The organism is Silvania confinis, from assembly GCF_025564085.1.
In the GTDB taxonomy this organism is placed as follows: Bacteria; Pseudomonadota; Gammaproteobacteria; order Enterobacterales; family Enterobacteriaceae; genus Enterobacter; species Enterobacter confinis.
The window spans coordinates 119,343-140,729 of the sequence record NZ_JAMGZJ010000068.1; the positions used below are offsets into that span (position 1 = coordinate 119,343).

Genomic DNA, 21,387 nt, shown 5'->3' on the forward strand with positions numbered 1-21,387 from the left:
CATGGCAGATTACCTGGGTAAAAAAGTCGTTATCATCGGGTTAGGCTTAACCGGCCTCTCCTGCGTGGACTTTTTCCTCGCACGCGGCGTGACGCCGCGCGTGATGGATACGCGTGTCTCTCCACCGGGTCTGGATAAACTGCCGGAGCAGGTTGAACGCCACCTGGGTAGTCTGAACGAGGACTGGCTGAGTGCTGCCGATCTGATTGTTGCCAGTCCAGGGATTGCACTCGCACACCCTGCGCTGAGCGCGGCGGCAGAGGCCGGCGTCGAGATAGTCGGCGATATCGAACTGTTCTGCCGTGAAGCGCAGGCGCCAGTGATTGCCATTACCGGTTCAAACGGAAAAAGCACCGTCACCACGCTGGTGGGGGAAATGGCAAAAGCGGCAGGCGTCAACGTTGGCGTGGGTGGCAATATCGGCCTGCCGGCCCTGATGCTGCTGGATGCCGCGCGCGAGCTGTACATTCTGGAACTCTCCAGCTTCCAGCTGGAAACCACCTCAAGCCTGCAGGCGGCTGCGGCGACCATCCTCAACGTCACCGAAGATCATATGGACCGCTATCCGTTTGGCCTGCAGCAGTACCGTGCGGCCAAGCTGCGTGTGTATGAAAATGCCCGCGTGTGCGTGGTGAACGCCGATGATGCGCTGACCATGCCGGTTCGCGGCGCAGATGAACGCTGTGTGAGCTTTGGCATCACCATGGGGGATTATCACCTGACCCGTCAGCAGGGCGAAACCTGGCTGCGGGCACAAGGTGAAAAGGTGCTGAACGTGAAAGAGATGCCGCTTTCAGGCCAGCATAACTATACCAACGCCCTTGCTGCGCTGGCGCTGGCGGATGCCGTCGGTTTGCCGCGCGCCACCAGCCTGAAAGCCTTGACCACCTTTAGCGGCCTGGCTCACCGCTTCCAGCTGGCGCTGGAGAATAACGGCGTGCGCTGGATTAACGATTCAAAAGCCACCAACGTCGGCAGTACCGAAGCGGCGCTGAATGGCCTGCTGGTTGAGGGTACCCTGCATCTGCTGCTGGGCGGCGACGGTAAGTCTGCCGATTTCTCTTCGCTGAAACAGTATCTCAGCGGCGATAACGTGCGCCTTTACTGCTTTGGCCGCGACGGTGCCGAGCTGGCCGAGCTGCGCCCGGAGGTAGCCGATCGGACCGACACGATGGAGCAGGCGATGCGTCTTATTGCGCTACGCGTGAAGCCGGGTGACATGGTGCTGCTTTCTCCAGCCTGCGCCAGCCTCGATCAATTTAAGAATTTCGAGCAGCGGGGCGATCTGTTTACCCGTCTGGCGAAGGAGTTGGGCTGATGCGTTTCTCTTTCCCTCGCCTGAGAATGCCGCGCCTGCCAGGATTTGGCATCCTGATGTGGGTCGCTTCGGCGTTAAAAGGCTGGGTAATGGGCTCCCGGGATCGCGATACCGAGACCCTGATCATGTACGACCGCATGCTGCTCTGGCTCACGCTGGGGCTGGCGGCGATCGGTTTTATTATGGTGACCTCGGCTTCCATGCCGGTTGGACAGCGGCTGGCAAACGATCCCTTCCTGTTTGCCAAGCGTGACGGGTTGTACATCATTCTGGCGTTCTGCCTGTCGATGATCACGTTACGCCTGCCGATGGAATTCTGGCAGCGCCACAGTACTGCGATGCTGATCGCTTCGATTGCCATGCTGCTGATTGTTCTGGTGGTGGGGAGCTCGGTTAACGGGGCGTCGCGCTGGATTGCCTTTGGCCCGCTGCGTATTCAGCCTGCGGAATTTACCAAGCTGTCGCTGTTCTGCTACCTCGCGAACTATCTGGTGCGCAAAGTGGATGAGGTGCGTAACAACCTGCGCGGCTTCTTAAAACCGATGGGCGTGATCCTGGTGCTGGCGGTGCTGCTGCTGGCCCAGCCTGACCTCGGTACCGTGGTGGTACTGTTCGTGACCACGCTGGCGATGCTTTTCCTGGCGGGGGCGAAGCTCTGGCAGTTCATCGCCATCATCGGGATGGGGATTTCCGCCGTGGTACTGCTGATCCTCGCCGAACCTTATCGTATTCGCCGTGTTACCTCGTTCTGGAACCCGTGGGAAGATCCTTTTGGCAGCGGCTACCAGCTGACCCAGTCATTAATGGCGTTCGGGCGTGGTGAAATCTGGGGGCAAGGGTTAGGTAATTCGGTCCAAAAACTGGAGTATTTACCCGAAGCGCATACCGATTTCATCTTCTCCATTATCGGGGAAGAACTGGGTTATATCGGTGTGGTACTGGCACTTTTAATGGTATTCTTCGTCGCTTTCCGTGCAATGTCTATCGGCCGGAAAGCGCTGGTGATTGATCACCGTTTTTCAGGGTTTTTAGCTTGTTCAATTGGGGTCTGGTTTAGCTTCCAGGCACTGGTCAACGTGGGTGCTGCAGCCGGTATGCTGCCGACCAAAGGGCTGACGCTGCCGTTGATCAGTTACGGCGGGTCGAGCCTGTTGATTATGTCGACCGCGATTATGTTTTTGTTACGTATAGATTATGAAACGCGTCTGGAAAATGCCCAGGCGTTTACACGAGGTTCACGATGAATCAACCGAAGCGGTTAATGGTGATGGCGGGCGGTACCGGTGGACACGTGTTCCCGGGGCTCGCGGTTGCGCACCATTTAATGGATCAGGGCTGGCAGGTGCGCTGGCTAGGAACCGCAGACCGCATGGAGGCCGATCTGGTGCCAAAGCACGGGATCGAAATCGACTTCATCCACATCTCCGGCCTGCGTGGTAAGGGAATCAAAGCCCTGCTGCTGGCTCCGGTACGTATTTTCAATGCCTGGCGTCAGGCGCGGGCAATCATGCAGCGCTTTAAGCCGGACGTGGTGCTGGGCATGGGCGGTTATGTTTCCGGTCCTGGCGGACTGGCCGCGTGGTCGCTGGGGATTCCGGTGGTTTTGCACGAGCAAAACGGCATTGCAGGCCTGACCAACAAATGGTTGTCCCGAATCGCCAGCAAAGTGATGCAGGCCTTTCCCGGCGCATTTCCAAAAGCCGATGTGGTAGGCAACCCGGTGCGCGTTGATGTGCTGGCTCTTCCGCTACCGCAGGAACGCCTTGTCGGGCGAGAAGGCCCGGTGCGCGTGCTGGTGGTCGGTGGCTCCCAGGGCGCGCGCATTCTTAACCAGACTCTACCGCAGGTGGCTGCAAAGCTTGGCAATGCAGTGACCATCTGGCATCAAAGCGGCAAAGGCGCACAGCAAACGGTCGAGCAGGCATATGCCGACGCCGGTCAGGGGCAGCATAAAGTCACCGAATTTATTGACGACATGGCGGCAGCGTATGCCTGGGCCGATGTCGTGGTCTGCCGCTCCGGTGCGCTGACGGTGAGCGAAATTGCCGCCGCAGGTTTACCGGCGCTGTTTGTGCCGTTTCAGCACAAAGACAGGCAGCAGTACTGGAATGCGCTGCCGCTCGAGAAAGCCGGTGCCGCAAAAATATTTGAACAGCCGCAGTTTACCGCTGATGCGGTCGCCACCACCCTGGCGGGCTGGAACCGGGAGACATTACTGGAGATGGCGCAGCACGCACGCGCGGCCGCGATCCCGGATGCAACGGAACGGGTGGCAAAAGAAGTGAGCCTGGCAGCACAGGCTTAACCCTCGCAGCGCGTGTTGCGTTGCACGATTTTTTTGAAGTAGTCGATGGCGTTTAGAGAATGAATACACAACAACTGGCGAAACTGCGTTCAATCGTGCCCGAGATGCGTCGCGTCCGGCACATTCACTTTGTTGGTATCGGCGGCGCCGGAATGGGCGGTATTGCCGAAGTGCTGGCGAATGAAGGTTACCAGATCAGCGGATCCGATCTGGCGCCGAACCCTGTTACGCAACAGTTGGCGGCGCTTGGCGCGACCATTTATTTTAACCATCGCCCGGAAAACGTCCTCGATGCGAGCGTGGTGGTCGTTTCCAGCGCTATTTCTGCGGATAACCCAGAGATCGTTGCTGCCCACGAAGCGCGCATTCCGGTGATCCGCCGTGCAGAGATGCTGGCTGAGCTGATGCGTTTTCGCCATGGCATCGCCGTTGCAGGTACCCACGGTAAAACCACCACCACGGCGATGGTTTCCAGTATTTATGCCGAAGCCGGTCTCGATCCGACTTTCGTCAACGGCGGTCTGGTCAAAGCCGCTGGCGTGCATGCGCGCCTGGGTCACAGCCGCTACCTGATTGCTGAAGCGGATGAGAGCGATGCATCGTTCCTGCATTTGCAGCCGATGGTGTCAATTGTGACTAACATCGAAGCCGACCATATGGATACCTACCAGGGCGATTTCGAAAATTTAAAGCAGACCTTTATTAACTTTCTGCACAACCTGCCGTTTTATGGTCGTGCGGTCATGTGCGTAGATGACCCGGTGATCCGCGAGCTGTTGCCGCGCGTCGGGCGTCAGACCACCACGTACGGTTTCAGCGATGATGCCGACGTGCGCCTGGAAGATTATCAGCAAACGGGCGCACAGGGGCATTTCACCCTGGTGCGACAGGATAAAGAGAATATCCGCGTTACCCTGAATGCGCCGGGTCGCCATAACGCCTTGAACGCCGCGGCGGCCGTAGCGGTGGCTACGGAAGAGGGGATTGAAGACGAGGCCATTCTGCGGGCGCTGGAAAGCTTCCAGGGCACCGGGCGTCGTTTTGATTTCCTCGGCGAATTCCCGCTGGAAACCGTTAATGGTAAAAGCGGTACTGCGATGCTGGTTGATGACTACGGGCATCACCCGACAGAAGTCGAGGCCACCATCAAAGCGGCGCGCGCGGGCTGGCCGGACAAAAATCTGGTGATGCTGTTCCAGCCGCACCGTTATACCCGTACCCGCGATCTGTACGATGACTTTGCCAACGTGCTGGGGCAGGTTGACGCGCTGCTGATGCTTGACGTTTACGCGGCGGGCGAAGCGGCGATACCGGGCGCAGACAGTCGCTCCCTGTGCCGTACCATTCGTGGGCGCGGCAAGATTGACCCGATTCTGGTTTCCGATCATGCACAAGCGGCGGCGATGCTTGCCCCTGTGTTGACCGGCAATGATTTGATTCTGGTGCAAGGTGCGGGAAATATCGGCAAGATCGCCCGGAGCCTGGCCGAAATCAAACTTAAGCCGCAAATGTCGGAGGAAGAGCGTCATGGCTGATAAAATCGCGGTCCTGTTTGGCGGCACCTCCGCCGAGCGCGAGGTTTCCCTCAATTCCGGCGCGGCTGTTCTGGCAGGGCTCCGTGAAGGCGGCGTTAATGCACACCCGATCGACCCAAAAGAGACGGACGTGACGCGTCTGAAAGAGCTGGGCTTTGATAAAGTTTTTATTGCGCTGCACGGTCGCGGCGGTGAAGACGGTACGCTGCAGGGTTTGCTGGATCTGATTGGCCTGCCTTATACCGGTAGCGGTGTGATGGCATCTGCCATTTCCATGGATAAACTGCGCAGCAAATTGCTGTGGCAAGGGGCGGCTCTTCCGGTCGCGCCGTGGGTGGCGCTAACCCGCCGCGAGTTTACGCAAGGCCTTGATGCCAGTGTAAACGCACAGATCGCCGAACTGGGTTTGCCGGTCATTGTGAAGCCGAGCCGCGAAGGATCCAGCGTGGGAATGTCGAAAGTTGACCGCGCTGCTGATTTGACATCCGCATTAGCGCTGGCATTTCAACACGATGAAGAAGTTCTCATCGAAAAATGGCTGAGTGGACCTGAATTCACCGTTGCGATGCTTGGCGAAGAAATATTACCGTCAATCCGTATCCAACCAGCCGGAACCTTCTATGATTATGAAGCGAAGTATCTCTCTGATGAGACGCAATATTTTTGCCCAAGTGGTCTTGAAGCTGAACAAGAAGCTAATTTGCGCATTCTGGTACTTAAAGCCTGGAATGTTCTGGGCTGTCGGGGCTGGGGACGGATCGATGTGATGCAGGACTGCGACGGGCAATTCTATCTGCTGGAAGCCAATACTTCTCCAGGTATGACCAGCCACAGTCTTGTACCGATGGCGGCGCGCCAGGCGGGAATGAGCTTCTCGCAGCTCGTCGTGCGCATTCTGGACCAGGCAGGCTGATATGTCTCAGGCTGCGCTGAACACGCGAAACCGCGAGGAAGAGGAAGAAGAATATTCTTCACGGCGGAGTAATGGAACGCGTCTTGCAGGGATTACCTTCCTGCTCGCCGTGCTGTGTACCGTGTTTGTCAGCGGCTGGATGGTGCTCGGGTGGATGGAAGATGCACAACGTCTGCCTCTGTCGAAACTCGTGGTCACGGGCGACCGCCACTACACGCGCAACGATGATATTCGCCAGTCGATTCTGGCGTTAGGCTCACCGGGCACGTTTATGACGCAGGATGTAAACATCATCCAGAGTCAGATTGAACGCCTGCCGTGGATTAAACAGGCGAGCGTCAGAAAGCAGTGGCCCGATGAATTGAAGATTCATCTGGTTGAATTTGTACCCATTGCACGTTGGAATGATCAGCATATGGTTGACGTAGATGGCAATTCCTTCAGCGTCCCCGCCGATCGTGTCAGCAAGAATAATTTACCTCTGTTGTATGGCCCGGAAGGCAGTGAAAACGAAGTGTTAGACGGTTTTCGCACTATGGGGCAGGTTCTGGCGAAAGATCGCTTTAACTTAAAAGAAGCAGCGATGACGGCGCGTCGTTCATGGCAACTGACGCTGACGAACGACATCAAGCTGAATCTTGGTCGCGGTGACACGATGAAGCGCCTCGCACGTTTTGTGGAACTCTATCCGGTTCTGCAGCAGCAGGCCCAGGCGGAAGGCAAACGGATAAGCTACGTTGATTTGCGCTATGACTCAGGCGCATCGGTCGGGTGGGTCCCGGCACCGGTTGAGGAACCTAATCAGCAACAGAATCAGGCACAGGTACAGGCAGAACAACAATGATCAAGGCGACGGACAGAAAACTGGTAGTTGGACTGGAGATTGGCACCGCGAAGGTTGCCGCTTTAGTAGGGGAAGTTCTGCCCGACGGTATGGTCAATATCATTGGTGTGGGCAGTTGCCCGTCTCGTGGTATGGATAAAGGTGGGGTAAACGACCTCGAGTCGGTGGTGAAATGCGTGCAGCGCGCCATCGATCAGGCTGAATTGATGGCAGACTGCCAGATTTCCTCCGTGTATCTGGCGCTCTCTGGCAAGCACATTAGCTGCCAAAACGAGATCGGTATGGTGCCGATCTCCGAAGAAGAAGTTTCGCAGGAAGATGTCGAAAACGTGGTGCACACGGCGAAGTCGGTGCGCGTTCGCGATGAACATCGCGTTCTGCACGTTATCCCGCAGGAATATGCCATCGATTATCAGGAAGGCATCAAGAATCCTGTCGGACTTTCCGGCGTACGTATGCAGGCAAAAGTGCACTTGATCACATGTCACAACGATATGGCGAAAAACATCGTCAAAGCCGTTGAACGTTGCGGTCTGAAAGTTGACCAACTTATCTTCGCCGGTCTGGCAGCGAGTTATTCCGTGCTGACTGAGGACGAACGTGAGCTGGGTGTCTGTGTAGTGGATATCGGTGGTGGTACTATGGACATTGCCGTGTACACGGGCGGCGCGCTGCGCCATACCAAAGTGATCCCCTATGCAGGGAATGTGGTCACCAGCGATATCGCGTATGCCTTCGGTACACCGCCCAGCGATGCCGAAGCCATTAAGGTTCGCCACGGCTGTGCATTAGGCTCCATTGTGGGCAAAGATGAGAGCGTTGAAGTGCCGAGCGTGGGCGGACGTCCGCCGCGTAGCCTGCAGCGCCAGACCCTGGCCGAGGTCATTGAGCCGCGTTACACCGAGCTGCTTAACCTGGTCAATGAAGAGATTTTGCAATTACAGGAACAGCTTCGCCAGCAGGGCGTGAAACATCATCTTGCGGCGGGGATTGTGTTAACCGGCGGTGCAGCGCAAATTGAAGGTCTTGCGGCCTGCGCACAGCGCGTGTTCCATACGCAGGTGCGGATTGGCGCCCCGTTGAACATCACCGGACTGACGGATTATGCTCAGGAGCCGTATTATTCGACGGCCGTGGGCTTGCTTCACTACGGGAAGGAGACCCATCTCAGTGGTGAAGCAGAAGTAGAAAAACGCGTGTCAGTCGGTTCGTGGATCAAACGAATCAACACCTGGCTGCGAAAAGAATTTTAATTTTAGTAAGAGACCGGTGAACATTTACGGTTTCAGGCGACAGGCACAAAACGGAGAGAAACTATGTTTGAACCTATGGAACTGACCAACGACGCGGTGATTAAAGTCATCGGCGTCGGTGGCGGCGGCGGTAATGCTGTAGAGCATATGGTGCGCGAGCGCATTGAAGGTGTTGAGTTCTTTGCCGTAAACACCGACGCACAGGCGCTGCGTAAAACGGCCGTTGGCCAGACGATCCAAATCGGTGGTGGCATTACAAAAGGTCTTGGCGCTGGGGCAAACCCGGAAGTCGGCCGTAATGCAGCAGAAGAAGACCGCGAAGCGCTGCGCGCTGCGCTGGACGGTGCAGACATGGTGTTTATCGCTGCAGGCATGGGCGGAGGTACCGGCACGGGTGCTGCGCCAGTGGTTGCAGAAGTCGCCAAAGATTTAGGTATCCTGACCGTTGCTGTCGTGACTAAGCCTTTCAACTTTGAAGGCAAAAAGCGTATGGCATTCGCGGAGCAGGGTATCACCGAGCTGTCCAAACACGTGGACTCATTGATCACCATCCCGAACGACAAGCTGCTGAAAGTGCTTGGCCGTGGCATCTCTCTGCTGGACGCTTTTGGCGCTGCGAACGACGTGTTGAAAGGCGCTGTGCAGGGTATCGCAGAACTGATCACCCGTCCGGGTCTGATGAACGTCGACTTTGCTGACGTGCGCACTGTGATGTCTGAAATGGGCTATGCGATGATGGGCTCCGGCGTAGCAAAAGGCGAAGATCGTGCAGAAGAAGCGGCTGAAATGGCAATCTCTTCTCCGCTGCTGGAAGATATCGATCTGTCAGGCGCGCGCGGCGTGCTGGTTAACATCACCGCTGGCTTCGACCTGCGTCTGGATGAGTTCGAAACCGTGGGTAATACCATTCGTGCGTTTGCGTCCGACAATGCAACCGTGGTAATTGGTACCTCACTTGACCCAGAAATGAATGACGAACTGCGCGTGACAGTTGTTGCGACCGGTATCGGCATGGACAAACGTCCTGAGATCACCCTGGTCACCAACAAGCCTGCACAGCAGCCTGTTATGGATCGCTACCCGCAGCACGGCATGTCGCCGCTGACGCAGGAGCAAAAACCGGCGGCGAAAGTGGTGAACGACAGTACACCGCAGACCCAAAAAGAGCCTGATTACCTTGATATTCCTGCGTTCCTGCGTAAGCAAGCTGACTAGGAATTGACTGGAATTAGGGCATTTACGCTCTTTGTGCTAAACTGGCCTGCCGTTAGTGATATACACTCTCGGTTGGATAAGTAATTTGGCGAGATTATACGATGATCAAACAAAGGACATTAAAACGTATCGTTCAGGCGACTGGCGTCGGTTTACACACCGGCAAAAAGGTCACACTGACGTTGCGCCCTGCGTCGGCCAATACCGGGGTCATCTATCGTCGCACCGACTTGAATCCACCGGTAGATTTTCCGGCTGATGCCAAATCTGTGCGTGATACTATGCTCTGTACCTGCCTGGTCAATGAGCATGACGTACGGATTTCTACCGTAGAGCACCTGAATGCCGCTCTGGCGGGTCTGGGGATCGACAACATTGTTATTGAAGTCGATGCACCAGAAATCCCGATTATGGATGGCAGCGCTGCACCGTTTGTTTATTTGTTGCTGGATGCCGGCATCGAAGAATTGAACTGCGCGAAGAAATTTGTGCGTATCAAAGAGACGGTTCGCGTTCAGGATGGCGACAAGTGGGCTGAATTCAAGCCGTTTAATGGTTTTTCGTTGGACTTTACCATCGACTTTAACCATCCGGCGATTGACTCCAGTACCCAGCGCTATGCGATGAACTTCTCTGCTGATGCGTTTATGCGTCAGATTAGCCGTGCCCGTACTTTCGGGTTCATGCGTGATATCGAATATCTGCAGTCCCGTGGCCTGTGCCTGGGCGGCAGCTTCGATTGTGCCATCGTTGTTGACGATTATCGCGTACTGAACGAAGACGGCCTGCGTTTTGAAGATGAATTCGTTCGTCACAAAATGCTGGATGCGATCGGTGACTTGTTCATGTGTGGTCACAACATTATTGGTGCATTTACCGCGTATAAATCCGGTCATGCGCTGAATAACAAATTGCTGCAGGCTGTTCTGGCAAAACAGGAAGCCTGGGAATTTGTGACCTTCGAAGACGAAGCAGAACTGCCTCTGGCATTCAAAGCTCCGAGCACGGTCCTGGCTTAACGGCACGTCCGTTATATCAATGCGACTGGTTGACCTGGCACTCTCTCCGGCCAGGAAGACCAGTCGTTTTTGTTTTTATCTTTCCCGGAACTGCTGCAGTCAATTGCGCGTTTGCTGATTTCATCGCCATTTTTAACCTTCTCAGTGCCGCAATACTGCTGCCGTGCAGTAGCTTTAGTGGTACTATCTGGGCGCTAAAATAAATAAAATCATTCGGTGAGCCTGAAGGCTGACCTATCGTGGTGGGGCAATTGAGCGGAATTCTGACGCGCTGGCGACAATTTGGCAGACGTTACTTCTGGCCGCATCTCCTTTTGGGGATGGTCGCGGCGACTTTCGGCTTGCCTGCGCTCAGCAGTAATACCGAAGCCGCTACCCCTGCAAAAGCCAGCACCACCCGGCACGATTTAACCACGCAGGTCAATTTCACCAACCTCGCACTTCTGGAAGCGAAACGCCGCCCGAACTTTACGGTGGATTACTGGCACCAGCATGCGATTCGCACGGTTATTCGTCATCTCTCTTTCGCGATGGCACCGCAGGCGTTACCTGCCGTTGAGGAGTCTCAGCCAGTTCAGGCGCACCACCTTGCACTGCTCGATACGCTCAACACGCTGTTGACCCAGCAGAGCAAGCCGCCAGCTATCGTTCGCCAACTCTCAGTTGCTACGTTTGAACCTCAACCCGCATTCTCGGTGTCTGCCTGGATTAGTCAGGTGCAGGGCATCCGCGCCGGGCCTCAACGCCTCAGCTAAATTAACCGTTTTCATTACTTTAATTTAACTGCCCATGATGGGGCGTTTGAGAATTTATTATGCTAATCAAATTATTAACCAAAGTTTTCGGTAGTCGTAACGATCGTACTCTGCGCCGCATGCGCAAAGCTGTCACAGTGATCAATGGCATGGAACCGGAGATGGAAAAACTCTCCGATGACGAGCTGAAAGCCAAAACGGTCGAGTTCCGTGCCCGTCTTGAGAAAGGCGCAACAGTTGAAAGTCTGATCCCGGAAGCGTTCGCCGTTGTACGTGAAGCGAGTAAGCGCGTGTTCAATATGCGCCACTTCGATGTGCAGCTGCTGGGCGGTATGGTGCTGAATGAACGTTGTATCGCAGAGATGCGTACCGGTGAAGGTAAAACCCTGACCGCAACACTGCCAGCCTATCTGAACGCCCTGTCCGGTAAAGGTGTGCACGTCGTCACCGTCAACGACTATCTGGCACAGCGTGACGCCGAAAATAACCGTCCGCTGTTCGAATTCCTCGGCATGAGCGTCGGGATCAACATGTCTGGTCTGCCAGCACCGGCAAAACGTGAAGCCTACGGCGCAGATATCACCTACGGCACCAACAACGAATACGGTTTCGACTACCTGCGCGACAACATGGCATTTAGCCCGGAAGAGCGCGTCCAGCGTAAACTGCACTATGCGCTGGTGGATGAGGTGGACTCCATCCTGATCGATGAAGCGCGTACGCCGCTGATCATCTCCGGCCCGGCTGAAGACAGCTCCGAGATGTATCGCAAAGTCGACAAAATCATCCCTCACCTGATCCGTCAGGAAAAAGAAGATTCCGACACCTTCCAGGGTGAAGGCCACTTCTCGGTGGATGAAAAAGCCCGTCAGGTGAACCTGACCGAACGCGGTCTGGTTCAGATCGAAGAGCTGCTGGTGCAGCAAGGCATTATGGACGAAGGTGAGTCACTCTACTCCCCGACCAACATTATGCTTATGCACCACGTGACCGCCGCTCTGCGTGCGCACGTGCTGTTTACCCGTGATGTTGATTACATCGTCAAAGATGGCGAAGTTATTATTGTCGACGAACATACCGGTCGTACCATGCAGGGTCGTCGCTGGTCGGACGGTTTGCATCAGGCTGTTGAAGCGAAAGAGCAAGTCGATATTCAGAATGAGAACCAGACGCTGGCCTCCATCACCTTCCAGAACTACTTCCGTTTGTATGAGAAGCTGGCAGGGATGACCGGTACTGCAGATACTGAAGCCTTCGAATTCAGCTCTATTTATAAGCTGGATACCGTTGTGGTACCAACCAACCGTCCGATGATCCGTAAAGACATGCCGGATCTGGTCTACATGACCGAAGCAGAAAAAATTCAGGCCATCATCGAAGATATCCGCGATCGTACCGCTGCCGGCCAGCCGGTGCTGGTGGGGACAATCTCGATTGAAAAATCAGAAGTGGTGTCTGAAGAATTGATCAAAGCGGGTATCAAGCACAACGTACTGAACGCCAAGTTCCACGCCAAAGAAGCGGATATCGTTGCTCAGGCAGGTCATCCGTCAGCCGTGACTATCGCCACCAACATGGCCGGTCGTGGTACCGATATTGTGCTGGGCGGTAGCTGGCAGGCAGAGATTGGTGAGCTGGAAAACCCAACACCAGAGCAGATAGCGCAAATTAAAGCAGAGTGGAAGATTCGTCACGATGCTGTTCTGGCCGCGGGTGGTTTACATATCATCGGCACCGAACGTCACGAATCCCGTCGTATCGATAACCAGCTGCGTGGCCGTGCGGGTCGTCAGGGTGATGCCGGTTCATCCCGCTTCTACCTGTCGATGGAAGATGCGCTGATGCGTATTTTTGCCTCGGACCGCGTGTCTGGCATGATGCGCAAGCTGGGCATGAAGCCGGGCGAAGCGATTGAACACCCGTGGGTCACCAAGGCTATCGCAAACGCGCAGCGTAAAGTTGAAAGCCGTAACTTTGACATTCGTAAGCAACTGCTGGAATACGATGATGTGGCGAACGATCAGCGTCGTGCCATCTATACCCAGCGTAACGAACTGCTGGACGTATCAGACGTAAGCGAAACCATTAACAGCATTCGTGAAGATGTCTTTAAAGTGACGATCGATGGGCACATTCCTCCGCAGTCGCTGGAAGAAATGTGGGATATCGAAGGTCTGCAGGCGCGTCTGAAAAATGACTTTGACCTCGACCTGCCTATCCAGGAGTGGCTGGATAAAGAGCCAGAGCTGCATGAAGAGACGCTGCGTGAACGTATCTTCGCCAATGCGCTAGAAGTGTATAAGCGTAAAGAAGAAGTCGTTGGCGCAGAGATGATGCGTCACTTTGAAAAAGGCGTGATGCTGCAAACGCTGGACTCCCTGTGGAAAGAGCACCTGGCGGCGATGGATTATCTGCGTCAGGGGATCCATCTGCGCGGCTACGCGCAAAAAGATCCGAAGCAGGAGTACAAGCGCGAATCCTTTGCGATGTTTGCCTCAATGCTGGAGTCATTGAAATACGAAGTGATCAGTACCCTGAGTAAGGTGCAGGTGCGCATGCCGGAAGAAGTTGAAGAGATGGAACAGCAGCGTCGTGAAGAAGCTGAACGTCTGGCACAGATGCAGCATCTCAGCCATCAGGATGATGAAGCCGCAGCAGCTGCCGCCATTGCCGAGCAGTCAGGTGATCGCAAAGTCGGCCGTAACGATCCGTGCCCATGCGGTTCCGGTAAAAAATACAAACAGTGCCATGGCCGCTTGAGCTAAGCATTTAACACACTGAAAAGGCGCAGATATCTGCGCCTTTTTTATGGAAGTAATACAATGAAAATACTGCAAATCGCTGTCGGGATTATCCGCAATTCACAGAATCAAATTTTCATTACCCAGCGCGCAGCCGATGCTCATATGGCCAACAAATGGGAATTTCCGGGCGGCAAGATTGAGTCAGGCGAAACGCCGGAGCAGGCGCTGATCCGCGAGCTTCAGGAAGAAGTGGGGATCACTCCACTCGACGCGACGCTGTTCGATAAACTGGAATACGCCTTTCCCGATCGCCACATTACGCTGTGGTTCTGGCTGGTCGAAAACTGGGAAGGCGAGCCGTGGGGGAAAGAGGGACAGCCCGGCAACTGGGTTACGTTGAGTGCGCAAGATGCCGATAAGTTCCCACCCGCAAATGAACCCATTATTGCCCGCTTAGTGAAGAATTAACGGCCTGCTGGACGATGTGCCAGTAGGCCAACGTGACGTTACTGCTGCTCTTCACTCCAGCCATCACTGTCAGAGTGATCGCCTGCGCTGGCGATGCGTTTTTCTTCCGCAGCCCATTCACCGAGGTCAATCAGCTGGCAGCGTTTGCAGCAAAAAGGACGAAACGGGCTTTGTTCGCCCCAGATGACGGGCTTCCCGCAGGTGGGGCAGTTTACGCTGGTGATATCAGACATCATGGTTCCTTAACAACATGCCAGTTCAAAGTCGAGACGTTCAGGCACGAGGCCATGTTCACTGTCGAGCGGCATAAAACGAATCGCAAAGCGGCTCTTGTGCCCGGAAATTTGCGGATAAAGCTGAACAGCGAGGCTTAGCTGCAAGCGCAGCAGGTCGGCATCGTCGCCATTATCCTGGTAAAAGCCGTTCAGGCTGGTTTGCTTACGAAACGGTGCGGAGTTACGGATCAGATCGAGGATCAATGAAAGCGCCTGATTCAGCGGCTCAAGGCTGGCAAGCCAGCTCTGCACCTGAGTGTCGCGCTGATCTTGCGGCATATGCAGCCAGATATGCAGGGTCGGCAAATCAAAACTGCAGCAGCCGCCGGGAATACTCAGGCGCTGACGGACCAACGCCACCAGACGGTCTTCACGCAGAAACTGACCCACGCGCGGCGCGGCCATCAAAATACTGCTGCTTTTTTTCAGCTGCTGGCGCACGGCGTCAATGCGGCTGTTGTCTACGCCGGGGACTTCTGCCCAGGCCTGCAATTTACGCTGCTGACGCTCCAGCTCTTTCAGCAATTCTGTGCGGACTTCGCCACGCTCTAACACATCCAGCAGATCGCCCACGTTACGGAAAAAATGCAGGGCAGTGGTGTGATCGTGAACCGGAAGCTGGCTTGAAAGCTGCTGAATTAAAAACTCAATACGCAGCCAGGTACGCATTTTTTCGTTGAGAGGATGCTCAAACAGAACGTGGGTGTACATTATGGTTTTCCTGTAAAACGGCCTGCGCAGCATACGCCAGGTATTGCTGATGCAGACGAGCAACATCCGATGCAATGGCATCCGGTGTGCCGTTGTTATCAATAACATCATCCGCGACGGCAAGGCGCGCTTCACGCGTGGCCTGCGCGGCAAGAATTTGTTCGGCATGTTCGCGTGCAACATTATCGCGTGCCATGGTGCGCTGAATTTGGGTGTCTACAGAGACATCGACTACCAGAACCCGATCGGCTTTTTCATGCAGCTGGTTTTCCACCAGCAGCGGCACAACCCACAGGACATAAGGTGAGGTCGCTTCGCGCATCTGCTTCTGGGTCTCCTGCTGGATCAGTGGGTGAAGCAGGGCGTTAAGCCAGGCTTTTTCTTCAGGATGAGCAAAAATACGTTCGCGCAGCATTCGGCGGTTGAGGGCACCGTTGGGCTCGATTAATTCGCTGCCGAAATAATCCGCGATAGCGCGCAGTGCAGATGTGCCGGGCTCTACCACCTGTCGGGCAATGATATCGGCATCAATAACGTTGACGCCCAGACGAGAAAAGGTGTCGGCGACGGTGCTTTTGCCACTTCCGATGCCGCCCGTTAACGCGACGGTATAACCCATTAAATTAAATCCTGGGAAACATTCATTATCAAAATCAGCCGCTTAAATTGAATTCATATACCAGATAATCGTTAACGCTTTTTACCGGGCTGTGCTCAGGTAAATTTATAGGATTGTAGCGTAAAAAAAGTGATTTTCGCAGTCTTGCGGAGCAGCGATTAGTGCGTATGATAACGTCACTGGAGTTGTGTGTTTCGTTTTTCGACATTTACCCCAGTACCCCAGGAATCTGCAAATGCGTATCGAAGAAGATCTGAAATTAGGTTTTAAAGACGTTCTTATCCGCCCTAAACGTTCCACTCTGAAAAGTCGCTCTGACGTTGAGCTCGACCGTCAATTTACCTTTAAGCATTCCGGTCAGACCTGGTCTGGCGTGCCGATTATTGCCGCCAATATGGACTCAGTTGGTACCTTCGCGATGGCGACTGCGCTGGCGAGCTTTGAGATCCTGACTGCGGTGCATAAACACTACAGCGTTGAAGAGTGGAAGGCGTTCGTCGCGTCTTCCCCTGCTGAGGTGTTAAAGCATGTGATGGTCTCTACGGGGACATCCGACGCCGATTTTGAGAAAACAAAACAGATCCTGGCCGCGAGCCCGGCGCTCAATTTCCTCTGCATCGACGTGGCGAACGGTTACTCCGAACATTTCGTCCGCTTTCTCAGCAAAGCGCGTGAAGCCTGGCCGACCAAAACCATTATCGCGGGTAACGTGGTCACGGGTGAAATGTGTGAAGAGCTGATCCTCTCCGGTGCGGATATTGTCAAAGTGGGCATCGGCCCAGGCTCAGTTTGCACCACGCGTGTTAAAACGGGTGTTGGTTATCCGCAGCTGTCTGCCGTCATTGAGTGTGCTGATGCGGCCCACGGTCTTGGCGGTCAGATTGTTAGCGATGGCGGTTGTACTATGCCGGGTGATGTCGCAAAAGCCTTTGGCGGCGGCGCTGACTTCGTGATGCTCGGCGGTATGCTGGCAGGCCACGAAGAGAGCGGCGGAACCGTGGTTGAAGAAAACGGCGAGAAATTCATGCTGTTCTATGGCATGAGCTCTGAATCAGCGATGAATCGTCACGTCGGTGGCGTGGCTCAGTATCGTGCTGCCGAAGGTAAAACCGTGAAGCTGCCATTGCGCGGCCCGGTTGATATTACCGCGCGCGACATCCTCGGTGGCCTGCGTTCTGCTTGCACCTACGTGGGTGCATCCCGACTGAAAGAGCTGACCAAGCGCACGACCTTTATCCGCGTTCAGGAACAGGAAAACCGCATTTTCAATAGCCTGTAAGCCCCTCGCTGGCGCGCTCCCGCGCCAGCGTTATCCCGCTCCCATCGCATCCCCCAGATGGAAAATAGGCAGGTACATCGCAACGACTAATGTACCGATAATTACCCCTGTCACGATCAACAGCAGCGGCTCAAGCAGCGAGGCCAGATTATCTGCCTGCTGAAAGGTCTGTTCATTATGGTGCTGTGCCAGATTACGCAACATCGTATCCAACGCGCCCGAGGCTTCGCCGGTACGTACCAACTGAATACAGAGCGGGGTAAAGATCTGAGCATCATTCAGCGCCGACCAGATGGGTTCCCCCTGCGTCACGCGTTGATGTATTGCCTGTAACTTCTCCTGCCAGAAGGGGCACTCCAGCGTCTCTTGCGTGCTCTCCAGCCCCTGTAAAAAAGCAATACCGGCCTGCTGCGTTAACGACAGTACGGTAAAGATCTGGCTCAATTTCTGTCCGCGGGCGAGTGGGCCGATTATCGGGCAGCGTAACAACAGGCGCTGAGTGGCAACGCGCCATCGACGATGACGGCGAACGGTAAGCAGGCCCGACACTGTCACCAGCAGGAACAGTAACATCGCCACTCCCCACTCCTGAAGAAAGCTCGCCATCCCCATTACGGCCTGGGTCAGGGCCGGTAAGGGGGTATTGAACGTTCTATAGATCCCTGCAAACTCCGGCAGCACGAGCGTCACCATGGCCAGCACAACCGCAACGGCCAATGTCAGAATAATGACCGGGTAGCGCAGCGCCTTTTTTACCTTCGCGCCAAGCTGTTGCTGCGTTTTTTGCTGTTGCGCCAGTTGCCGACAGCATTCGTCGAGTTTACCCGTCAGCTCGCCGGTTCTCATCATTGAAACGTAGAGCGGTGGAAAGACGTTCGGCCATTTTTTCAGCGCTTCTGAAAAGGCACTCCCGGCACTGAGATCGTCGGCAATACTTTGCAGCAGCGCCTTCCAGTGCCTGGCCGGATGCTGTTGTGCCAGAAGGTCCAGACCTGTCGACAGCGTGAGCCCCGCCTGCAGCAGCGTCGCCAGTTGGTGAATGACCTCGTAGCGATGCTGTGAGTGCCAGCGGGGTGAGTACAACCCACTCTGCTTAAGCTCAAGCGGAAACAGATCTTTATCCAGCAGCGCAGCCCATGCCGTTTCGCGGTTGGAGGCCCACAGCGCGCCCTGCTGACGTTCGCCTTGTGGGCTGAGGGCGCGCCAGCGCCAGAGATGATTACTGGCCATCCGGCACGCCCAGCATCCTGACCAGCTCTTCGAGCGTGGTTTTGCCCTGCTCAACCGCCATGCAGCCATGTTCAAACAGGGTGGTCATGCCCGCTTGTCTGGCAAGCTTGTCGATCTCCTCCACTGGCGCGCCGTTGGCGATGGCCGTTCGCAGCTCACGGCTAATGACCAGCACCTCAAAGATCGCCACGCGACCATAAAAACCGTGATAGCAGCGATCGCAACCCGTGGGCTGCCAGTGTGGCAGAGGTCGGGGCCATAGCCCCTCGGGAAGGGGGGCTTCCCGGTGGACTTGTTTACGGCAGTGCGGGCAAAGGCGACGCACAAGCCGCTGGGCAATCACCAGTGACAGCGCCGAGGAGATCATCCAACGCGCTACCCCCATCTGCTGCAGGCGCACCAGCGTTTCTGCCGTTGAGTTGGTATGCAGCGTCGACAGCACCAGATGCCCGGTCTGTGCGGCATTCATCGCGATCTCCGCCGTCTCACCGTCACGAATTTCCCCCACCATGATGATATCCGGATCCTGGCGTAACAACGCCCGCAGCACGTTCTGGAAGGTTAAGCCGGCCCGGGGATTAACGGGGGTCTGGTTCAGCCCGTCCAGCGGAATTTCCACCGGATCCTCCACGCTGCAAATATTAACTGCAGGCGTGTTGCGAGCCTGCAGCGCGCTGTACAGCGTGACGGTTTTACCGCTGCCGGTGGGGCCGGTCACCAGCATCAGGCCCTGCGGTTTATTCAGCGCGCTGGCAAAAAGTTGCTGTTGCGCTTCACTCATACCCAACTGGTCAAGCAAAAGCGCCTGTTGCTCCTGCTGCAGGAGTCGCAGAACAATCTTCTCCCCACTGCGACAGGGGAGCGTAGCAATGCGAAACGACACCGGTGAGCCGGAAAGCTCAACCGTAAATTGCCCGTCCTGGGGCAGACGTCGCTCGGCGATATCCAGATTTCCCAGCACCTTCAGTCTGGCAATAAGCGTGGTGCCCAGGGCAGAAGAGAGCGGCTGCTGGGGAAAGAGAACGCCATCGATGCGTAAGCGGATCTGCCAGCTTTCCTCGGCGGGCTCAATATGAATATCAGAGGCACGTTGGTTCAACGCCTGTATCAGGGTTCGATTGAGGATCTCGACCGCCGAGTTTGCCACACCAGAGATGACGGGTAGGTGTGACCGCGTCTCGGATTGCCGATGTTTTTCCATTTTTTCGCGGGTCCAGCATTCGATATTGACCCTTTTCTGAGTAGCGAAACGCAGCGCTTCTAACATTGCGGGCTCCGGCGTGCCGATAACCGCAATGTCGATTGTCTGCGCATCGTGGGTTAGCAGTAGCGCGTTGTAGCGTTGGCACAGAGCCATTAATTTGTCCGGATTCATTGTCCGCTCCCCTCAACGGCGGTAAAGCGGAAGACGTCTTCGCAGGCCTGCTTCAGTGCGCTGTCCTCGCCGACGGTGCAGATACGCGTCCAGCCAGTGATGCCGTTGCCGCTGTCCCAGACCGGAGTCATCACTACCTCCAGACCATTCAGGCTCTCCTGCCCGGTCAGGGTAACGGTGCCTTTGGCGATGCTCATGGCAGAGACATAGCGGGTTGTTGCGGGGGAGGGGATGCCGTTGACGCTGGCATCGCAGCTGTCCGTTCCACCATGATCCAGGGCGCAGAGTTCTACTGCGGTGCGGTAGGGGAGGAAGGTTTGTAGCATGTCGGTGAGTGCGGCTTTTCGCAGATAGTTCTGGTAGGCCGGAATGCCGGTTGCGCTAAGAATAGCAACGATGCCGATGACTACCATCAGTTCGATGAGGGTAAATCCCTTTTGTCTTTCCATGGGTCGCTCCTTATGTTGACCGGCGCTACTGTGGCAGCGTGTCTGGTAACGGGCGAGCGACAAAAATCGTTTCGTGACGTGGGATTCAGAGGGTTATGCGGACGTTACAGTGCCGGACATTTTTATTGCGAGGCGGGCCGAAGTACCCGGCCCTTTCAGGCCGGGTAATGGGTTAGTTAACGAAAGCGCATCGACAGGTCGAGGGCGCGCACGTGTTTGGTCAGCGCACCCACGGAGATAAAGTCAACACCGGTTTCGGCAAACTCACGCAGCGTTTCGCGCGTCACGTTGCCGGACACTTCCAGGCGCGCCTGACCGTTAGTGCGTTTCACGGCTTCACGCATCTGCTCGGTTTTGAAGTTATCCAGCATGATGATGTCTGCACCCGCTTTCAGCGCCGCCTCCAGCTCTTCCAGGCTTTCGACCTCCACTTCTACGGGCACATCCGGGTGCAGCCAGAAGGCTTTTTCCACCGCCTGACGAACAGATCCAGAGGCGATGATGTGGTTCTCTTTAATTAAGAAGGCATCGGATAACCCCAGGCGATGGTTGGCACCGCCGCCGCAGAGGACCGCATACTTCAGCGCGGTGCGCAGGCCGGGCAGCGTTTTGCGCGTGTCCAGCAGCTGCGTGTGGGTGCCTTCCAGCAGGTCAACATAGGTGCGCACTTCGCTGGCAACGCCCGAAAGCGTCTGGACAAAGTTAAGCGCGGTTCGCTCGCCGGTCAGCAGCACGCGTGAGGCACCTTCGAGTTCAAATAAAGGCTGATTGGCTGTGATGCTGTCGCCATCTTCGACATGCCACGTCACCTGAATGCCGTTCCCCGCGAGCTGAGTAAAGACCTCTTCAACCCAACGCTTGCCACAGAACACGCCGTCTTCACGGGTAATCACCACCGCATGGGAGCGTGCATCTTCCGCCAGCAGTTGAGCGGTAATGTCGTTATTAGCATCCACCTCTCCACCCAGATCTTCGCGCAGCGCCTGAGCGACGCTTGCCGGGATATCCAGGTTTATACGTTCCAGAAGCACGTCACGTCTGTGGTCGGGGTTGTAGCGGCGAGGCGGCATGATAAAACTC

20 protein-coding genes are annotated in these 21,387 nt (G+C 55.6%); 13 read left to right on the plus strand and 7 right to left on the minus strand.

Features of this window, described 5'->3' with window-relative positions:
• Position 1 precedes the first annotated feature (1 nt).
• The 12 genes from murD (at position 2) to mutT (ending at position 14,369) form a co-directional block, all read left to right on the plus strand.
• Positions 2-1,318, plus strand: coding sequence for a UDP-N-acetylmuramoyl-L-alanine--D-glutamate ligase (murD, locus tag M8013_RS04940; protein ID WP_271266698.1), 1,317 nt, complete (start codon positions 2-4; stop codon positions 1,316-1,318).
• The gene (gene ftsW / locus M8013_RS04945; protein WP_271266699.1) at positions 1,318-2,562 is read left to right on the plus strand and encodes a cell division protein FtsW; all 1,245 of its coding nucleotides are present in this window, start codon (positions 1,318-1,320) and stop codon (positions 2,560-2,562) included. The genes murD and ftsW overlap by 1 nt, the downstream gene beginning before the upstream one ends.
• The gene (gene murG / locus M8013_RS04950) at positions 2,559-3,623 is read left to right on the plus strand and encodes an undecaprenyldiphospho-muramoylpentapeptide beta-N-acetylglucosaminyltransferase (RefSeq protein ID WP_271266700.1); all 1,065 of its coding nucleotides are present in this window, start codon (positions 2,559-2,561) and stop codon (positions 3,621-3,623) included. Before ftsW ends, murG begins: the two co-directional genes overlap by 4 nt.
• A gap of 59 nt (positions 3,624-3,682) precedes the next feature.
• Positions 3,683-5,158 carry a UDP-N-acetylmuramate--L-alanine ligase gene (gene murC, locus M8013_RS04955; RefSeq protein WP_271266701.1) on the plus strand — a complete coding sequence of 492 codons (1,476 nt, stop codon included), beginning with the start codon at positions 3,683-3,685 and terminating at the stop codon, positions 5,156-5,158.
• Entirely contained in the window at positions 5,151-6,071 is a 921-nt protein-coding gene (locus M8013_RS04960; RefSeq protein WP_271266702.1) for a D-alanine--D-alanine ligase, read from the plus strand. The genes murC and M8013_RS04960 overlap by 8 nt, the downstream gene beginning before the upstream one ends.
• Before the next feature lies 1 nt (position 6,072).
• Positions 6,073-6,915: a cell division protein FtsQ gene (gene ftsQ / locus M8013_RS04965; protein ID WP_271266703.1), complete on the plus strand. Its 843-nt coding sequence runs from the start codon at positions 6,073-6,075 to the stop codon at positions 6,913-6,915.
• On the plus strand, positions 6,912-8,168 hold the full coding sequence (gene ftsA, locus M8013_RS04970) for a cell division protein FtsA (RefSeq protein WP_271266704.1): 1,257 nt from the start codon (positions 6,912-6,914) through the stop codon (positions 8,166-8,168). Before ftsQ ends, ftsA begins: the two co-directional genes overlap by 4 nt.
• A 63-nt stretch (positions 8,169-8,231) precedes the next feature.
• Entirely contained in the window at positions 8,232-9,383 is a 1,152-nt protein-coding gene (gene ftsZ / locus M8013_RS04975) for a cell division protein FtsZ (protein ID WP_271266705.1), read from the plus strand.
• A gap of 101 nt (positions 9,384-9,484) precedes the next feature.
• Positions 9,485-10,402, plus strand: a complete 918-nt coding sequence (lpxC, locus tag M8013_RS04980) for a UDP-3-O-acyl-N-acetylglucosamine deacetylase (protein ID WP_271266706.1) — start codon at positions 9,485-9,487, stop codon at positions 10,400-10,402.
• A gap of 251 nt (positions 10,403-10,653) precedes the next feature.
• Positions 10,654-11,157, plus strand: coding sequence for a secA translation cis-regulator SecM (secM, locus tag M8013_RS04985; protein WP_271266707.1), 504 nt, complete (start codon positions 10,654-10,656; stop codon positions 11,155-11,157).
• Between the two features lie 59 nt (positions 11,158-11,216).
• Complete coding sequence (gene secA, locus M8013_RS04990) at positions 11,217-13,922, plus strand: preprotein translocase subunit SecA (protein ID WP_271266708.1); 2,706 nt, start codon at positions 11,217-11,219, stop codon at positions 13,920-13,922.
• 57 nt (positions 13,923-13,979) lie between these two features.
• Entirely contained in the window at positions 13,980-14,369 is a 390-nt protein-coding gene (gene mutT, locus M8013_RS04995) for an 8-oxo-dGTP diphosphatase MutT (protein ID WP_271266709.1), read from the plus strand.
• Positions 14,370-14,407: 38 nt separating this feature from the next.
• On the opposite strand, the gene yacG is transcribed toward mutT, so the two are convergent.
• Genes yacG through coaE form a run of 3 tightly spaced genes read right to left on the minus strand, consistent with a single transcriptional unit; the run spans position 14,408 to position 15,974 of the window.
• Positions 14,408-14,602 (minus strand): DNA gyrase inhibitor YacG, encoded by a 195-nt coding sequence (yacG, locus tag M8013_RS05000; RefSeq protein ID WP_271266737.1) that lies wholly within the window; start codon positions 14,600-14,602, stop codon positions 14,408-14,410.
• A gap of 9 nt (positions 14,603-14,611) precedes the next feature.
• Complete coding sequence (zapD, locus tag M8013_RS05005) at positions 14,612-15,355, minus strand: cell division protein ZapD (protein WP_271266710.1); 744 nt, start codon at positions 15,353-15,355, stop codon at positions 14,612-14,614.
• Entirely contained in the window at positions 15,333-15,974 is a 642-nt protein-coding gene (coaE, locus tag M8013_RS05010) for a dephospho-CoA kinase (protein WP_271266711.1), read from the minus strand. Before coaE ends, zapD begins: the two co-directional genes overlap by 23 nt.
• Before the next feature lie 235 nt (positions 15,975-16,209).
• Here coaE and M8013_RS05015 point away from each other — a divergent pair, with 235 nt between their 5' ends.
• Complete coding sequence (locus M8013_RS05015) at positions 16,210-17,253, plus strand: GMP reductase (RefSeq protein WP_271266712.1); 1,044 nt, start codon at positions 16,210-16,212, stop codon at positions 17,251-17,253.
• A gap of 30 nt (positions 17,254-17,283) precedes the next feature.
• Here M8013_RS05015 and hofC read toward each other — a convergent pair whose 3' ends face one another.
• The 4 genes from hofC to nadC form a co-directional block, all read right to left on the minus strand.
• Positions 17,284-18,483, minus strand: a complete 1,200-nt coding sequence (gene hofC, locus M8013_RS05020; protein ID WP_271266713.1) for a protein transport protein HofC — start codon at positions 18,481-18,483, stop codon at positions 17,284-17,286.
• Entirely contained in the window at positions 18,473-19,858 is a 1,386-nt protein-coding gene (gene gspE, locus M8013_RS05025; RefSeq protein ID WP_271266714.1) for a type II secretion system protein GspE, read from the minus strand. The genes hofC and gspE overlap by 11 nt, the downstream gene beginning before the upstream one ends.
• Entirely contained in the window at positions 19,855-20,307 is a 453-nt protein-coding gene (gene ppdD, locus M8013_RS05030) for a prepilin peptidase-dependent pilin (RefSeq protein WP_271266715.1), read from the minus strand. Before ppdD ends, gspE begins: the two co-directional genes overlap by 4 nt.
• 176 nt (positions 20,308-20,483) lie before the next feature.
• Entirely contained in the window at positions 20,484-21,377 is an 894-nt protein-coding gene (nadC, locus tag M8013_RS05035; RefSeq protein WP_271266716.1) for a carboxylating nicotinate-nucleotide diphosphorylase, read from the minus strand.
• Positions 21,378-21,387: the final 10 nt, after the last annotated feature.

Excerpts from the sequence above, each read along its gene's own strand:
- secA (WP_271266708.1), top strand. The coding sequence starts at position 11,217 with ATGCTAATCAAATTATTAACCAAAGTTTTCGGTAGTCGTAACGATCGT.
- nadC (WP_271266716.1), bottom strand. The coding sequence starts at position 21,377 with ATGCCGCCTCGCCGCTACAACCCCGACCACAGACGTGACGTGCTTCTG.
- murD (WP_271266698.1), top strand. The coding sequence starts at position 2 with ATGGCAGATTACCTGGGTAAAAAAGTCGTTATCATCGGGTTAGGCTTA.
- gspE (WP_271266714.1), bottom strand. The coding sequence starts at position 19,858 with ATGAATCCGGACAAATTAATGGCTCTGTGCCAACGCTACAACGCGCTA.
- lpxC (WP_271266706.1), top strand. The coding sequence starts at position 9,485 with ATGATCAAACAAAGGACATTAAAACGTATCGTTCAGGCGACTGGCGTC.
- yacG (WP_271266737.1), bottom strand. The coding sequence starts at position 14,602 with ATGTCTGATATCACCAGCGTAAACTGCCCCACCTGCGGGAAGCCCGTC.
- ftsW (WP_271266699.1), top strand. The coding sequence starts at position 1,318 with ATGCGTTTCTCTTTCCCTCGCCTGAGAATGCCGCGCCTGCCAGGATTT.
- ftsQ (WP_271266703.1), top strand. The coding sequence starts at position 6,073 with ATGTCTCAGGCTGCGCTGAACACGCGAAACCGCGAGGAAGAGGAAGAA.
- hofC (WP_271266713.1), bottom strand. The coding sequence starts at position 18,483 with ATGGCCAGTAATCATCTCTGGCGCTGGCGCGCCCTCAGCCCACAAGGC.
- zapD (WP_271266710.1), bottom strand. The coding sequence starts at position 15,355 with ATGTACACCCACGTTCTGTTTGAGCATCCTCTCAACGAAAAAATGCGT.
- M8013_RS04960 (WP_271266702.1), top strand. The coding sequence starts at position 5,151 with ATGGCTGATAAAATCGCGGTCCTGTTTGGCGGCACCTCCGCCGAGCGC.
- murG (WP_271266700.1), top strand. The coding sequence starts at position 2,559 with ATGAATCAACCGAAGCGGTTAATGGTGATGGCGGGCGGTACCGGTGGA.
- ftsA (WP_271266704.1), top strand. The coding sequence starts at position 6,912 with ATGATCAAGGCGACGGACAGAAAACTGGTAGTTGGACTGGAGATTGGC.
- coaE (WP_271266711.1), bottom strand. The coding sequence starts at position 15,974 with ATGGGTTATACCGTCGCGTTAACGGGCGGCATCGGAAGTGGCAAAAGC.
- mutT (WP_271266709.1), top strand. The coding sequence starts at position 13,980 with ATGAAAATACTGCAAATCGCTGTCGGGATTATCCGCAATTCACAGAAT.
- ftsZ (WP_271266705.1), top strand. The coding sequence starts at position 8,232 with ATGTTTGAACCTATGGAACTGACCAACGACGCGGTGATTAAAGTCATC.
- murC (WP_271266701.1), top strand. The coding sequence starts at position 3,683 with ATGAATACACAACAACTGGCGAAACTGCGTTCAATCGTGCCCGAGATG.
- ppdD (WP_271266715.1), bottom strand. The coding sequence starts at position 20,307 with ATGGAAAGACAAAAGGGATTTACCCTCATCGAACTGATGGTAGTCATC.
- M8013_RS05015 (WP_271266712.1), top strand. The coding sequence starts at position 16,210 with ATGCGTATCGAAGAAGATCTGAAATTAGGTTTTAAAGACGTTCTTATC.